This is a genomic window from Sphingobium sp. WR1 (genome assembly GCF_059693745.1).
Map to the genome: position 1 here is coordinate 14136 of NZ_JCATID010000043.1, position 14244 is coordinate 28379.

The window sequence follows — 14244 nt, forward strand, 5'->3', positions numbered from 1 at the left end:
GCACACTAAGGGGATGAGGATGTCCAGGCGGATCAGCCTTCGACGCTTGAGCCTCGGCTGCGCAATCGCTCTCAGCCTGTCCGCGAGCGCGGGCGCGCAGGAGGGCGAGGATCATGCCGCGCATCATGGCGCAGGCATGCCGGCCGGCGGGGGCATGTCCGCACCGGCAGAGCCGGGGTCGTCGGACATGGCGAAGATGATGAACCCCATGATGGATCGCATGATCAATGGGGAAGGGGAGAATGAGCACGGCCACGAATCGCGCCGGACCGGCTTCATCTCGCAGCTGCTCGCCTTTCCCGCGCTTGACGAAGCGGCAAGGCAGCGGGTCGCTGCGCAGGCCGGCGAACGGGTAAGCACGGGTCTGGCGATGATCAACGCCGCCTCGGCCGACGGCGCGCGTGCGACCACGGTCTCGGCCCGGCTCGATGCGGCGCGGCGCCTGCGCGAGGGAACCGACCTGTTCCGCTCCGGCACCGCCGCGCAGGGCGCGATCGGGGGCTTGCAGCCGCCCCGGGAGGTCGGGCTTGCCTGGCTGCGCGATCAGCTCGACATCGACCAGGCCGCGCCCGGCCATGCCGATCACTGGTTCGGCATCTCGCCCTCGCACCTCCTTCTCATGCTGTTCCTGGGGCTGGTGAGCGCCACGCTTATCGCGCTGCAGATCTTCCGCCTGCGGCGGATCGGGGCGATCGCCGGCGGTGTCGCCACCGCCAAGGTTCCAGCAAAGCCGGAGCCGAAGGCTGCCCCTCCCGCTACCAGGGTTGCGCCCGCGCCTGCACCCGTTGCCGACAGCGCCGGGCTCGCGCCGAGCAATGCGGCCGCACCCGCTGGGGCGTCGCTGCGCAAGCCCAAAAGCTGGGCGGGGCAGCTGCGCGTGGTCCAGATCGTGCGAGAGACGCCGAGCGTGCTGACCTTCCGGCTCGCGGACCCGACCGCCGACCGGCTGCCGTTCGACTTCCTGCCGGGCCAGTTCCTGCAGGTCGAGGTAGAGCCCGAAGCGGGCAAGACCGCGCGCCGTTCCTACACGATCGCCTCTTCGCCGACCCAGCGGGCCTATGTCGAACTGACGGTCAAGCGCGAGGAGCAGGGCGTGGTCTCGCGATACCTGCACGACAAGGTCGTCGCCGACGATCTGCTGAAGGTCAGCGGACCGTTCGGCGCCTTCACCTTCACGGGAACGGATGCCCAGAGCATCGTGCTGATCGCGGGCGGGGTCGGCATCACCCCGATGATGTCGGTGCTGCGCTATCTCACCGACACCGCGTGGAAGGGTGATATCTTCTTCTTCTACGGCGCACGGTCGACCGAGGAATTCGTGTTCCGCGACGAGCTCGAGCGGCTCGAACGCCGTTTTCCCAACCTCCATGTCGTCGCCGCGATGCAGCGCGCGCCCGGCACCGTCTGGATGGGCCCCGAAGGGCCGATCACGCGCGAGATGATCCTGGCCGCGGTGCCGGAGATCGCGAGCCGGCGCATCCATATGTGCGGCCCGCCGGCGATGATGGGCGCGATGCGCGGCGTGCTGGCGGAACTCGGCGTCCCCGACGCGCAGCTGCACACCGAGGCGTTCGGTCCGGCCTCGCTGCCGGCCGACCACGAGGATCTCGAGGTCAAGCCCGCGCCCCCGCCAGCGGATAAGCCGGCCCCGAGCGCCGAGGTGGCGCCGAGCACGGTGACCTTCTCCGTGTCGGGGGTGTCGGCGGCCTTGCCCGCGGACGAGACCGTGCTGGAGGCGGCCGAGGGCGCGGGCGTCGAGATCCCCTATGCATGCCGTGCGGGCACATGCGGCGCCTGCGTGGTCAAGCTGCTGCAGGGCGAAGTGACGATGGAGGTCGAATCCGGCCTTGCGCCCGCCGACAAGGCGCAAGGCTATGTGCTCGCGTGCCAGGCGAAGGGGACGGGCACGCCGCTCGTGGTCGAAGCCTGATGCGCGAACGCAGCGACATTGCCGTGGGCCTGCTGGTCGCGTTCCTGCTGCTGTTCCCGTTCGGCTATCTCGTGCATGTGTCGCCCCGCTTTCCGGGTAGCCTGGCCGGCGGGATCATCGGGATCGCAGCGCTCGTGCTGATGCTGCTGACGCTTCCTTATGTCGCGGCCAAGCACATCGCCTGGGTCGACAAGGCGCTCTCCCGGGTCGTCAGCAAGCCAACCCTGCTCGCCATCCACATCTATGCCGGCGTGCTGGCGCCGATCCTGGGTCTGGTCCACGCCGCGCACAAGCTCGAAAGCCCGGTCGGCCTGCTTCTGACCGTCCTCCTGCTGATGACGGTCATCACCGGCTTCATCGGCCGCTACCTGCTTGCCCAGCTTGGTCGGGCGCTGCGCGGACGCAGGTCAGAACTGGCCTCGCTTCGCGCCGCCTTCCTCGAGGAGCCGGCGGCGCCGACGCAGGCCGATACCGCAGCCCCGCCGCTGTCGGGCTGGAAGCGCTATCTGTTCGTCGCCGGGGATGCGTCCGCGGGCCAGCGCCCCCAGGACAAGGCGGGGATCGCCGCAGCGCTGGCCGATACCGAATTCGCGATCCGTGCCGAAGAGGCAACCAACACCCTGTTCGCGCGGTGGCGGTTCCTGCACATCCTGCTGGGCTGTCTCATCTTCGCGCTGCTCGCGCTCCACGTCGGCGCGGCGATCTATTACGGGCTGCGCTGGCTATGAGCTGGCAGCGTCTTTCCTACGCCGTCTTCATCGCAGCCCTGCTGGTGATGGTCGCCGCGGTCGCGATCCGGATGCGATCGGACGCGCCGAGGGATGCCGGCCTGGTGGCGCAGCTCGTCTCGCCCGGCCCGCTCTCGAGCGCGCACCAGTCCTTTGCCGGCCAATGCACGGCCTGCCACACGCCGGGCAAGGGCGTCGAAACCCGGACCTGTCTCACCTGCCATGCGGGCACCGATTTCGGGACGAAGCAGTCGACGCAGTTCCACGCGAAAGCGACGCAGTGCACCTCCTGCCACGTCGAACATGAGGGAGAGCGCGGCATCATCCGCATGGATCACGCCGCGTTGCTCGACATGGCGAAGTGGCGGCAGCCTTTGGCGGGCATGTCGACAAACACTCGAAGCCTGACCCCCGAGACCGCGCTCAATTGCGCGAGCTGCCATGCGTTCCGCGATCCGCACCAGGGCCTGTTCGGCACCGACTGCGCGAGCTGCCACAAGACCGACAGCTGGAAGATCGCCAATTACCGCCATCCATCGGTCAATTCGACGCAGTGCGCCGAGTGCCATAAGGCGCCGCCCAGTCACTTCATGGAGCATTTCAGCATGGTCTCGCAGCGCGCAGCCGGATCGAAGGCGCGCGTCGACCAATGCTATGCCTGTCACGCCACCGACAGCTTCAACAATATCCGCAAGCGAGGCTGGTATGATCACCATTGAGGCCGACTGGCTGAGCGCCTTCTTCCGGCTCGCCGTGATCGGCCTGGAACTGGCGGGCACGCTGACCATCCTGGTCGGCGCGGGGCTCGCAACCTTTCTGTTTGCGCGGCGGGCGAGGGCGGGCGACCGAACCGAGGCCTATAGCACGTTCCGCTCGGCGCTCGGCCGCAGCATCCTGCTCGGCCTGGAATTTCTGGTCGCCGGCGACATCGTCAAGTCGCTGGTGATCAACCCGACGCTCGACGATCTCATCGTGCTGGCCGGGCTTGTGCTGGTGCGGACCTTCCTGAGCATCTCGCTCGGGGTCGAGATCAACGGTCACTGGCCCTGGGAGGAAACCCGGATGGCGCGGGAGAAGGCGCGTGCGGCGTCGGATGGGTCGCCGGCGACGGCTGAGGCCGCCGGATGCGGCACACCGCGCAAGGGATAGCCGATGGAGGGTGCATGATGATCGAGAGACGCGAATTGCTGATGGCGGGCGCCGGCCTTGCCGCCGCCGGAACGCTGGCTGCGCCGGCGGCGGGGCAGCAGCATCGAATGGAAGGGATGGCGATGTCGATGACGGACTGCATCGACGATTGCCTGGCTTCACACCGCATGTGCCTCGAAACCGCCGCCTGGCTGACGAAGCAAAGCAGCGCGCTGGCGAGCGCGTCGTTGATCGCCATGCTGAACGACTGTGCGGAACTGTGCCAGGCGACAGCCAACTCGATGCTGCGGGAATCGGCTCTGCACCGCATCCTGTGCCGCGCCTGCGCCGATGCTTGCGAGCGCTGCGCCGAGGAATGCGGGCGTCATAGCGAGGACCAGCGGATCGCGCGTTGCTCGGCCACCTGCAAGAAATGCGCGGCGAGCTGCCGAATGATGGCGGACATGACCGGCTGACCACCCGCTTCGCATATTACGTATACTGCCGGGTCAGGACCGATACCATCTCAAGGGCAAGCTCCCGGAGGAGCGAGAAACGACCGGATCTGAAGCCGGTCGAACGGAAACCAGACTTGAAGGAATCGATAGTGCGCAAGAAAACGGTAGTTATCACTTCGCTCGCAGCCCTCGGCCTCCTTGCCCTCGGTGCCGGGCCTGTTCTCGCCGATGGCATGCCGTCGGACATGCCGGATCTCGAGGAGACGCTCAAGGCCAAGCCTGCGCCGGCTCAGTCCGGCACGGCCCATATGGAGGGCATGCGGCACGGCAAGGACCAGATGCACGGTGAGATGATGCGAGGCCACCGGATGGCCATGCGGGAATCGGGGAGCCAGGAGGGGGCTTCTGACATGTCGCATCGGTCGGGCGGGGGGTGCTGAACCAAAAGCCCATCAGAGGTCGGTTGATCAAAGCCTCACCATACAAGGCGTTGGTATCGTTTGACCGGGCCGCAACGTTGGTCCGCCGTTTCCCCGGCGGGCCAATTGCGTTTCAGAATAAAGGTCTGCACGAGCTTTAATGCGATGCAGTCATGAATCCGCTGGACCCTTGGACCATGGTTTCGCCCGCAAGATCGCGGGCCTGCCAGTCCTGATCCAGTGCGGATTCGTAACTTACGTATTCAGACCAAAGGGCCAAGCCCGCATGAGGGGTCGGTATGGTCGCGGTCGCAAACGGCGATCGGGCAAGGACTCATCATGCGGAGAACCACAATGCGAAAGACGAAACTTCTAGTCGGCGCGATCGGCTGCCTGGCGACCCTGAACTTCGCTGGCGCGGGTCTGGCGCAATCGGCACCCGCCGCGCCCCAGCACGCCCCTGCGCAGCCGAAGCCATCCACCGCCCATGCCCATCAGCAGGGGATGGATCATGGAGGGCAGCAGATGCACGACCAAATGATGCAGGATCACCAAGCCGGCATGCAGAAGCCGCAAGGCCAGCAGGGCGCTGCGGGCATGGCCGGAATGTCTGGTGGCTCGTCGCAGGGGAGCGGTTCGAGCAAGGCTGGCAAGCCCAAGAGCGGTTGCTGCAAGATGCCGATGAAAAAGGCAAAGCCGGCCGCCAAGAAGAAACCGGCCACGCCTATGGCCGACAAGCCGATGAGCGACATGTGAGGTTTCCAGCCCCGAGAACAGACCCCTGGGGCTGAGGGCCCGCCGCTGCCCCCGCGGCGGGCCTGTTCTTCAAGAGGTGTTCCAAGTTTCTAGGATTTCATAACGAGAAGCAGGCGTCCACCGCGAGAGAGAGGAGCCCGCGATGCGTAAAGCTCCAGGAGTTGGCACCGAGCTGCGGGTCCGCGCTTACGATTAAGAGGTCCGACCAAGCATGGCCGGATCAACTTCAGTGACCTCTGCGCCGCGATTGAATGGCGAGAGCCATTGCCTGCTTAGGCGACGAGATAATCTATGAGCTGATGAGAAAATCATCGGCTTCTTTTGCGTGTCCAGCCTGGCGCTTCGTAAAAACTCTGCCTGATTTTTGTCTGCGGAACTTACTTATAGGCCGTCTCATCAGAAGGCCTACTTCATCAGGCATCGGTAAAGATGGAGACAGGCGATGTTCGAGAAGGCGATCGGGACCATCAATGCTGCGGCGTCCTTCCGACACCGCTATGATAATTTCATCGGTGGTCGATGGAGCGCTCCAGCGAGCGGCGAGTATTTCGCGGACACGAGCCCGATCAATGGCGCCCAGATCGCCGAGTTTGCGCTGTCGACGCCGGAAGATGTCGAGCGCGCGCTCGATGCGGCGCACGCCGCCAAGGATCAATGGGCAAGGATCTCGCCCGCCGACCGCGCCAGGATTCTCAATCGCGTCGCCGACCGGCTCGAGGATAATATGGAGTTGCTGGCGCTTGCCGAGACGATCGACAACGGCAAGCCGATCCGCGAGACGCGCGCTGCCGACGTTCCGCTCGCGATCGACCATTTCCGCTATTTCGCCGGCTGCATCCGGGCCGAGGAAGGCGGGATCTCGACGATCGATGCCGACACCATCGCCTATCATTTTCGCGAGCCGCTTGGCGTCGTCGGCCAGATCATCCCGTGGAACTTCCCGCTGCTGATGGCGGCGTGGAAGATCGCCCCGGCGCTGGCGGCGGGCAACTGCACCGTCATCAAGCCCGCATCCCAGACGCCGCTCACCTTGCTGATGTTCGCCGAGCTCACCGCCGACATCCTGCCGCCCGGCGTGCTCAATGTCGTCACCGGCCCGGGACGGACCGTCGGCCAGGCGATCGCCGCCAATCCGCGCATCGCCAAGGTCTCGTTCACCGGCGAGACCGTCACCGGCAAGCAGATCATGCATGCGGCCGCCGACCATCTGATCCCCCAGACGATGGAGCTTGGCGGCAAGTCGCCCAACATCTTCATGGCGGACGTGCTCGACGAGGACGATGCCTTCTTCGACAAGGCGCTCGAAGGCTTCACGCTGTTCGCGTTCAACAAGGGCGAGGTCTGCACCTGCCCGTCGCGCGCGCTGATCCATGAGTCGATCTTCGATCGCTTCATCGAGCGCGCCGTGGCGCGCGTCGCCGCGATCCGCCAGGGCGATCCGCTCGACCCCTCGGTCCAGGTCGGCGCGCAGGCGTCGGAGGACCAGCTCCACAAGATCCTGGGCTATATCGATATCGGCAAGGCCGAGGGCGCGCAGTGTCTGGTCGGTGGCGCCAAGGCGCTGCCGGGCGGTGCGCTCGACCAGGGCTATTTCGTACAGCCGACCGTGTTCGTGGGTCAGAACCACATGCGCATCTTCCAGGAGGAGATCTTCGGTCCCGTCCTGGCGGTCACCACCTTCAAGACGGTCGAGGAGGCGATCGCACTTGCCAACGACACCGCCTACGGTCTTGGCGCGGGCGTCTGGACCCGGAGCGGCAACACCGCCTACCGTCTGGGCCGCGCGATCGAGGCCGGGCGGGTCTGGACCAACTGCTATCACCAGTACCCCGCCCATGCCGCCTTCGGCGGATACAAGGCGTCGGGCTTCGGGCGTGAAAATCACCGGATGATGCTCGACCATTATCAGCAGACCAAGAACCTGCTCGTCTCCTATGACGAGCACGCGCTCGGCCTGTTCTGACCCCTCGCTCAAAAGGAGAAACGGACATGGCGAAAACCATGAAGGCGGCGGTCGTCCGCGAATTCGGCAAGCCCCTGGTCATCGAGGACGCGCCGATCCCGACGGTCGGCCCCGGGCAGATCCTGGTCAAGATTGCGGCAACCGGCGTGTGCCATACCGACCTGCACGCGGCAGAAGGGGACTGGCCGGTCAAACCCAACCCGCCCTTCATTCCTGGCCATGAAGGCGTCGGGCATGTCGCCGCCGTCGGTGCGGGCGTCACCCATGTGAAGGAAGGCGACCGGGTCGGCGTGCCCTGGCTCTACACCGCCTGCGGGCATTGCGTGCATTGCCTGGGTGGCTGGGAGACGCTTTGCCACGAACAGCAGAACACCGGCTATTCGGTCAATGGCAGCTTTGCCGAATATGTCCTCGCCGATCCCAACTATGTTGGTCACCTTCCCGACAATGTCGACTTCCTCGACATTGCGCCGATCCTCTGCGCGGGCGTCACCGTCTACAAGGGATTGAAGGCCACCGAGGCCCGACCCGGCGAGTGGGTGGTCGTCTCAGGGATCGGCGGGCTCGGCCACATGGCGGTGCAATATGCCCGTGCCATGGGTCTCAATGTGGCCGCGGTCGACATCGACGATAGCAAGCTCGACCTCGCTACACGCCTTGGCGCCACACTGACGGTCAACGCGCACAGCGAGGACCCTTCGGCAGCGCTCAAGAAGGCGATAGGCGGCGCGCACGGAGCGCTCGTCACCGCCGTTTCGCCCAAGGCGTTCCAGCAGGCGCTCGGCATGGTCCGGCGCGGCGGCACGGTCGCGCTCAATGGTCTGCCGCCGGGCGACTTCCCGCTGTCGATCTTCGACACCGTGCTGAACGGCATTACCGTGCGAGGCTCGATCGTCGGCACGCGGCTCGATCTGCTCGAGGCACTGGCGTTCGCCGGCGACGGCAAGGTCAAGGCCACGGTCCATGCAGACAAGCTGGAGAACATCAACGACGTCTTCTCCCGCATGCACCATGGCGACATCGAGGGCCGGATCGTCCTCGACCTCGCCTGAACCCGACTTCGCGAAAGTACAGTTCATGTCTCCCTTACATATCCGGCCGATCGCACGGCGCCGTTTCGTCCAGGGGCTGGCGATCGGCGGCGCGGTTGCCGGCTTCGCCCCGGCGCTTCTCGCGCGATCCGCCCCAGTCTCGCCCGCCGAGCTTAGCGGGACCGAGTTCGACCTCGAGATCGCCGAGCTGCCAGTCAACTTCACCGGCAAACGCCGTATCGCGACCGCCGTGAACGGCAGCGTGCCCGCGCCGGTCCTGCGCCTGCGCGAAGGCGACACGGTCACGCTCCGTGTGCGCAACGGCCTCAAGGAGATGTCGAGCATCCATTGGCACGGCATCATCGTGCCGGCGGAGATGGACGGCGTGCCCGGCATCAGCTTTGCCGGCATCGCGCCGGGCGAGACCTTCACCTATCGCTTCGAGGTCCGCCAGAGCGGAACCTACTGGTATCACGCTCACACGCTCGCCGAGCAGACGGGACTCTATGGAGCGATCATCGTGGAGCCGAAACAGGCGCCGGCGGCGCGGGCGCCCGATCGCGACTATTGCATCGTGCTCAGCGACTGGTCGGACGAGCCGCCGCTGCAGATCTTCCTCAATCTCAAGAAGCAGAGCAGCTACTATAATTTTGCGCAGCCGACAGCCGGCGACTTCCTCAAGGATGTCGGCGCCATGGGCCTTGGGAAGGCGCTCGAGCGGCGGCGGATGTGGAACAGCTCGCGGATGAACCCGACCGACTACAGCGATGTCTCTGCCGCGACCTACACCTATCTGATGAACGGCGCGCCGCCCGCCGGCAACTGGACCGGTATCGCCGCGCCCGGCGAACGCGTGCGCCTGCGCTTCGTCGGCGCGGGGACGGCGACGTTCTTCGACGTGCGGATCCCGGGGGTCGAGCTGACGGTCGTATCGGCCGACGGGCAGCCGGTCGAGCCGGTCACGGTCGAGGAATTCCGGATCGGCCCGGGCGAGACCTATGACGTCGAGTTCACCATGCCCGAGGGCGGCGCCCGCACCATCTTCGCGCAGGCGATCGATCGGAGCGGCTATGCCCGCGGCACGATCGCACCGGCTCCGGGCATGGCGGCAGCCGTGCCGCCGCTCGATGCCCGGACCTGGCTCGAGCCGGTCGACATGATGGGCGCGATGGCGACGATGGGCGCAATGGGAGGCGACGCGCATGCCGGGCACGGCATGACCGAGATGCCGGCCAGGGCACAGCACGCCCGCACCGAATATGGCGCCAATACCGACATGCGCGTCGACTATCCCCGCACCAATCTGGACGATCCCGGCGCCGGGCTGCGCGGGCGCGGCTGGCGCGTGCTGACGCTGGCCGATCTGCGCACGCCGGGCGGCGATCCCGACCCGCGCGAGCCCGAGCGCGACATCGAGCTGCATCTGACGGGCAATATGGAACGGTTCATCTGGTCGCTCGACGGCATCAAGCTCAACGATTCCCGGCCGCTGCATTTCAAGCCGAACGAGCGGCTGCGCGTCACCTTCGTCAACGACACGATGATGGCGCATCCGATGCATCTGCACGGCATGTGGAGCGATGTCGAAGGCCCGGACGGCGCCTTCCAGGTCCGCAAGCATACGGTCGTGGTCCAGCCCGCCCAGCGGGTGAGCTTCCGCGTCACCGCCGACGCCATGGGCCGATGGGCCTTCCACTGCCATCTGCTCTATCACATGGCGGCCGGCATGTTCCGGGAGGTGGTGGTCGCATGATCCGGATTATCCCCTCGCGCGGCATTGCTCTTGGCGTTGCCCTCTTCCTGGCGCCGGCGATCACGGCTCCCGCCCTCGCGCAGGATGCCTTGCCCCCGTCGCCCGCCGCCACCCCTGCCCAAACGGCCACTCCCGATCCAAACTCACCTTCCGCGCAAGGCTCTCAGGAGCATGCGGGCATGGACATGCCGGGCATGGATATGACCGACACGAAGGCGTCCGGTAACGGCGCCACGATGGACATGGGCTCGATGCAGGGTGGCAAGGCCCCGCCGGACGCGCGCAACTCGGACGATTATGCCGACGGCTATCGCAACTCGACGCTGCCGGGCTATGAGATGGCCGACAAGCTCTCGATCCCCAAGATACTTGTGGATGAGCTCGAGTTCACCAGCGGCAACGAGGGTCAGGGCGTGGGCTGGACCGTGCTCGTCACCAAGGGTCAGGACAATGACAAGCTCTGGCTGCGCAGCCAGGGGCTCAAGAACTCCCGCGACCAACGTCTCGATCCGGAGAGCAGCGTCGAGGCGCTGTGGTGGCACAGCAAGAACCCGTTCTGGGGCACGCTGCTCGGGGTCAGGCAGGATCTCGGCAAGGGTGCGACCACCTGGCTCGCCGCCGGCGTCGAGGGACTGGCGCCCTATTGGTTCGACGTCCAGCTCACCGGCTATGTAGGAACCGATGGGCGTCTCGCGGCGCGCGCCAAGGCCTCCTATGAGGTCCTGTTCACCAATCGGTTGATCCTTACGCCGCAGGTGGAAACCAATATCTATTCGAAGCGGTCGAGCGATCGGCAGCTCGGCAGCGGCTTCAGCAATGTCGAGCTGAGCGGACGGTTGCGCTACGAGGTGTCGCGCAAGTTCGCGCCCTATATCGGCTTCGTCTGGGAGCGCGCATTTGACGGCACGGCCGATTTCCGTCGCCTGCGCAGGGAAGGGCCTTCCGAACACAGGCTGGTGATCGGCTTGCGCGCCTGGTGGTGATCCGCGGATGGCCACTCGAGGGATCGACCGCGAACGCGCCGCGTGACAAGGCTGGATCGCAAGCCAACGGTCGCTGGCCGGCCTCCTTTTTCGTCTTGTTGCTCGCGGCGGCTGCGGCGTCGGCGGGACAGACGGCCATTCTCGCCTTCCTTCCGGCACTGGTCGACCCGGCTCGTGGCGCGCTATCGTCAAGCGCTCATGATTTTCACGTCGCGAGCCTGACTGCGGTCCATCCCCTGGCAGCCTTGCTGGCGGCGCCGCTCTGGGGCTGGATCGCGGACCGGGTCGACTATCGGGCGATGTTGCGCGCAGCGCTGGTCATCCTCGCGCTGGTGACCGCGCCGATCGGCCTCGTCGGGTTGCCTGAGCTTTATGCATTGCGTCTGGTGGCGGGGATGGCGTCGGCCGCCATCATACCGTTGGGCTTGCTCTGCGCGAGCTTTGCCGCAAGCGGGCGCGCGGACCAGGCGCGCCGCTTCGCCTGGCTGACCGCCTTCGTGTTTCTGGGCGATCTCGCCGGTCCGCTGGTGGCGGAGGTCTCGGCCGCGATCCTGCCCCGCGCTCCCCTCATGATCCTCGCTCTCGGCATCGGTGCCGTCGGGGCGGCGCTTTGCGCCGTGCGTCTGCCGCGCTGGTGTGCACCTTGCATCGATGGCGGAGACCTGCCCGCGCCTACGCTCGGCGCGACGTTGATCCTGCTTTTTATCACGATCGTCGCGGGCGGCGGGCTGGCGGCGATGCATGTCAATCTCCTGGTGACGCGGAGCGCCATTTCGCTGAGCCGCGAAGAGATCGCCTGGATGCTCAGTCTCTGCGGATTGGGCATGCTGGCGGCACAGATCTTCCATGCAAAGCTGGATTGGCTGGTCACTGTGCCGAGGCGGCTTGCCGGATTGACGCTGGGCCTGCTGGCTGTGGCACTTTTCATGTTTCCTGTCGCCGCGAGTATGGCCGAGCTCAGTGGGATCATCGTTGCTGCCGGCTGGAGCTCGGCAACCCTTCGATTGGTCACCAGCTTCTGGATCAGCGGCGGCGGGGCCCCTTCAGGCGTGAAGCTCGGTTTCCAGCATTCCGCCGCCAGCATCGGGCAGGCGCTCGCGCCGCTGGCGATAGCCATCGTCGCTCCCGGGGCGCAGCCGCTCGTTCTGTGGGGGATTGGTGGTCTATCGCTAGCGCTGCTTGTGTCCCTGCCGCTAGCCTGGAGGCCGCCCGCCATCGTAAAATCATCTGCGTGATGAGGGGAGGGGCGCATTGATGCGTATAGAAAAGAAGGGGCCTCTGCCCCATGCTTATCGTTCTTCCGGGAGTCATTTCATGAAGACCCGCCTATTCGTCGCCTTGCTGTTCCTCGCCATGCCCGGCGTAGCGCTTGCGGCCAGTGATATCGTCGTCCACCGGGATCCGGGATGTGGATGTTGCGAGAAGTGGGCGCAGGCCGTGCGCGCGAAGCTGGGACGCAAGGTCGTCATGCGTGACGATGCGTCGCGCAGCGAGCTTCAGCGCAAGGCCGGCATGCCCCGGACGCTGGCATCTTGCCACAGCGCGATCGTCGATGGCTATATGATCGAGGGCCATGTCCCGATATCCGACGTCAAGCGCTTGCTGGCGACCCGTCCTGCGGGCGTCAAAGGCATTGCGGTTGCGGGGATGCCGATCGGTTCGGAGGGCATGGAAGTGGCAGGCGCTGCCCGCCAACCCTATACGGTGGTGGCCTTCGGCAGCGCCGGTCAGCGAATTTTCGCCCGCCATTGATATCGCGCGGTTTGCAGCATCCTGCAGAATTGCCCGGTGGTAGAGGACCCCGCTGTCGAGTGTAGAACCTTGTGTCAAGCGAGCTGATGGCGTCCCTACCCCTACCTACACTGAAAAAGCAACGATTTGTCTTGTAAGTTGTTCGCGGTCGTCTCCCTGATTTGCCTGAATTTGGCCCAAAATGTGGGAACGATTGTGGGACCGTTTGCCCACCGAAAGTGTGAGAACGGCCCCAACATTCCCGATCAGGGCCCCGAACCGATGGCACTCACAGCATTGAAGGTGAAAAACGCGAAGCCCGGTCGCCATGTCGATAGCCGGGGCTTTGCCTGATTGCACTTTGCGTTCGCTTGCATTACATCGTCATGCAGAAAGGAAATCGACATGGCCGCAAACGCTCTTGTGCAGACCCGGATCGACGGAGCGGTGAAGGAGGAAGCCGCGACCGTGCTGGCTGCTATGGGGCTGACCGTCTCCGATGCCGTGCGCCTGATGCTGACCCGCGTTGCCCGCGACAAGGCCTTGCCGTTTGAACCGCTGGTGCCCAATGCCGAGACGATCGAGGCCATGAAGGAAGCGCGCGAGGGAAAGGGCAAGCGGTTCGCCACGGTGGTCGACCTGATGGCCGACCTCAATGCGGACGATTGAACGCTTCGGGCGGTTCAAGCGCGACTACAAGCGGGAGAAGAAGGGGCAGCACGCCAAGACGCTGGACGCTGACCTGATCCCGATCATCGAGGCGCTGGCATCCGACGAGCCGCTTGAACCGCGCCACCGCGACCATGCGCTGACCGGCGACTGGCGCGACCATCGCGATTGCCACATAAAGCCCGACCTCGTGCTGATTTACCGCAAGCCCGATGACGACACCTTGCAGCTTGTGCGCTTGGGATCGCACGCGGAATTGGGTTGGTGACGCCCGCGCATGGCGAGCTTATACGTTTGTCGGGTATGTCAGCCAGAGGCACGATTACGGGTTAGGTGTGATCAGCGAGCATCCGATGCCAACAAGCTTTTGCAGAAGACATCAATCGCAGAGATGCATTCGGCAGGCGCTGCTTGAAACAAAAATGAGGGCCATAAATCACTTTCACCCTCAAATTCTGACAAATTTGCCGTTAGTTCACGACTGGTGAGCGAGAAATGAGCCGATCGCGTTGGGCTTGAAGAGCCGACCGCTCGCTCCACCGTCGTGACCCCTACGTTGATGACCGGCGGATGCTGGCCCGGTAGACGATGCTGCCGAGAGCGACGACGACGCCCATGATGGGGTGACTACACGAAAGTGACGTATCTGCACGGAAAGGGCGAACGGATAGCGAACGTCACGCGGCAAGTAGGGA

16 protein-coding genes are annotated in these 14244 nt (G+C 65.4%); 15 read left to right on the forward strand and 1 reads right to left on the reverse strand.

Going from position 1 to position 14244, the window contains the following annotated elements:
• The first annotated feature begins 19 nt into the window (after positions 1 to 19).
• The 6 genes from AC58EF_RS26870 (at position 20) to AC58EF_RS26895 (ending at position 4684) form a co-directional block, all read left to right on the forward strand.
• Positions 20 to 1930 carry a 2Fe-2S iron-sulfur cluster-binding protein gene (locus AC58EF_RS26870; RefSeq protein WP_013039106.1) on the forward strand — a complete coding sequence of 637 codons (1911 nt, stop codon included), beginning with the start codon at positions 20 to 22 and terminating at the stop codon, positions 1928 to 1930.
• The gene (locus tag AC58EF_RS26875) at positions 1930 to 2658 is read left to right on the forward strand and encodes a hypothetical protein (protein WP_007406424.1); all 729 of its coding nucleotides are present in this window, start codon (positions 1930 to 1932) and stop codon (positions 2656 to 2658) included. The genes AC58EF_RS26870 and AC58EF_RS26875 overlap by 1 nt, the downstream gene beginning before the upstream one ends.
• Positions 2655 to 3377, forward strand: a complete 723-nt coding sequence (locus AC58EF_RS26880; protein ID WP_007406380.1) for a hypothetical protein — start codon at positions 2655 to 2657, stop codon at positions 3375 to 3377. Before AC58EF_RS26875 ends, AC58EF_RS26880 begins: the two co-directional genes overlap by 4 nt.
• Positions 3364 to 3807, forward strand: a complete 444-nt coding sequence (locus tag AC58EF_RS26885; RefSeq protein ID WP_007683337.1) for a DUF1622 domain-containing protein — start codon at positions 3364 to 3366, stop codon at positions 3805 to 3807. The genes AC58EF_RS26880 and AC58EF_RS26885 overlap by 14 nt, the downstream gene beginning before the upstream one ends.
• A gap of 14 nt (positions 3808 to 3821) precedes the next feature.
• Positions 3822 to 4262: a four-helix bundle copper-binding protein gene (locus tag AC58EF_RS26890; protein WP_007683338.1), complete on the forward strand. Its 441-nt coding sequence runs from the start codon at positions 3822 to 3824 to the stop codon at positions 4260 to 4262.
• 131 nt (positions 4263 to 4393) lie between these two features.
• Positions 4394 to 4684 (forward strand): hypothetical protein, encoded by a 291-nt coding sequence (locus AC58EF_RS26895; RefSeq protein WP_013039105.1) that lies wholly within the window; start codon positions 4394 to 4396, stop codon positions 4682 to 4684.
• Positions 4685 to 5035: 351 nt separating this feature from the next.
• Here AC58EF_RS26895 and AC58EF_RS26900 read toward each other — a convergent pair whose 3' ends face one another.
• Positions 5036 to 5176 carry a hypothetical protein gene (locus AC58EF_RS26900; RefSeq protein WP_242003392.1) on the reverse strand — a complete coding sequence of 47 codons (141 nt, stop codon included), beginning with the start codon at positions 5174 to 5176 and terminating at the stop codon, positions 5036 to 5038.
• A gap of 12 nt (positions 5177 to 5188) precedes the next feature.
• On the opposite strand from AC58EF_RS26900, the gene AC58EF_RS26905 reads away from it, so the two are divergent.
• The 9 genes from AC58EF_RS26905 (at position 5189) to AC58EF_RS26945 (ending at position 13817) form a co-directional block, all read left to right on the forward strand.
• Entirely contained in the window at positions 5189 to 5419 is a 231-nt protein-coding gene (locus tag AC58EF_RS26905) for a hypothetical protein (RefSeq protein WP_242003391.1), read from the forward strand.
• 442 nt (positions 5420 to 5861) lie between these two features.
• Positions 5862 to 7382 carry an aldehyde dehydrogenase family protein gene (locus AC58EF_RS26910; protein WP_007683341.1) on the forward strand — a complete coding sequence of 507 codons (1521 nt, stop codon included), beginning with the start codon at positions 5862 to 5864 and terminating at the stop codon, positions 7380 to 7382.
• 26 nt (positions 7383 to 7408) lie between these two features.
• Positions 7409 to 8434, forward strand: a complete 1026-nt coding sequence (gene adhP / locus AC58EF_RS26915) for an alcohol dehydrogenase AdhP (protein ID WP_007683342.1) — start codon at positions 7409 to 7411, stop codon at positions 8432 to 8434.
• A 25-nt stretch (positions 8435 to 8459) separates the two neighbouring features.
• The gene (locus tag AC58EF_RS26920; RefSeq protein WP_007683343.1) at positions 8460 to 10166 is read left to right on the forward strand and encodes a copper resistance system multicopper oxidase; all 1707 of its coding nucleotides are present in this window, start codon (positions 8460 to 8462) and stop codon (positions 10164 to 10166) included.
• Entirely contained in the window at positions 10163 to 11149 is a 987-nt protein-coding gene (locus tag AC58EF_RS26925; protein WP_009823975.1) for a copper resistance protein B, read from the forward strand. The genes AC58EF_RS26920 and AC58EF_RS26925 overlap by 4 nt, the downstream gene beginning before the upstream one ends.
• Positions 11143 to 12384 carry an MFS transporter gene (locus tag AC58EF_RS26930; RefSeq protein ID WP_497279463.1) on the forward strand — a complete coding sequence of 414 codons (1242 nt, stop codon included), beginning with the start codon at positions 11143 to 11145 and terminating at the stop codon, positions 12382 to 12384. Before AC58EF_RS26925 ends, AC58EF_RS26930 begins: the two co-directional genes overlap by 7 nt.
• 79 nt (positions 12385 to 12463) lie before the next feature.
• Positions 12464 to 12901: a DUF411 domain-containing protein gene (locus AC58EF_RS26935; RefSeq protein ID WP_007683347.1), complete on the forward strand. Its 438-nt coding sequence runs from the start codon at positions 12464 to 12466 to the stop codon at positions 12899 to 12901.
• Positions 12902 to 13285: 384 nt separating this feature from the next.
• Positions 13286 to 13549 carry a type II toxin-antitoxin system RelB/DinJ family antitoxin gene (locus tag AC58EF_RS26940; protein ID WP_004212689.1) on the forward strand — a complete coding sequence of 88 codons (264 nt, stop codon included), beginning with the start codon at positions 13286 to 13288 and terminating at the stop codon, positions 13547 to 13549.
• Positions 13536 to 13817 (forward strand): type II toxin-antitoxin system YafQ family toxin, encoded by a 282-nt coding sequence (locus AC58EF_RS26945; RefSeq protein WP_004212690.1) that lies wholly within the window; start codon positions 13536 to 13538, stop codon positions 13815 to 13817. The genes AC58EF_RS26940 and AC58EF_RS26945 overlap by 14 nt, the downstream gene beginning before the upstream one ends.
• The last annotated feature ends 427 nt before the right edge of the window (positions 13818 to 14244 follow it).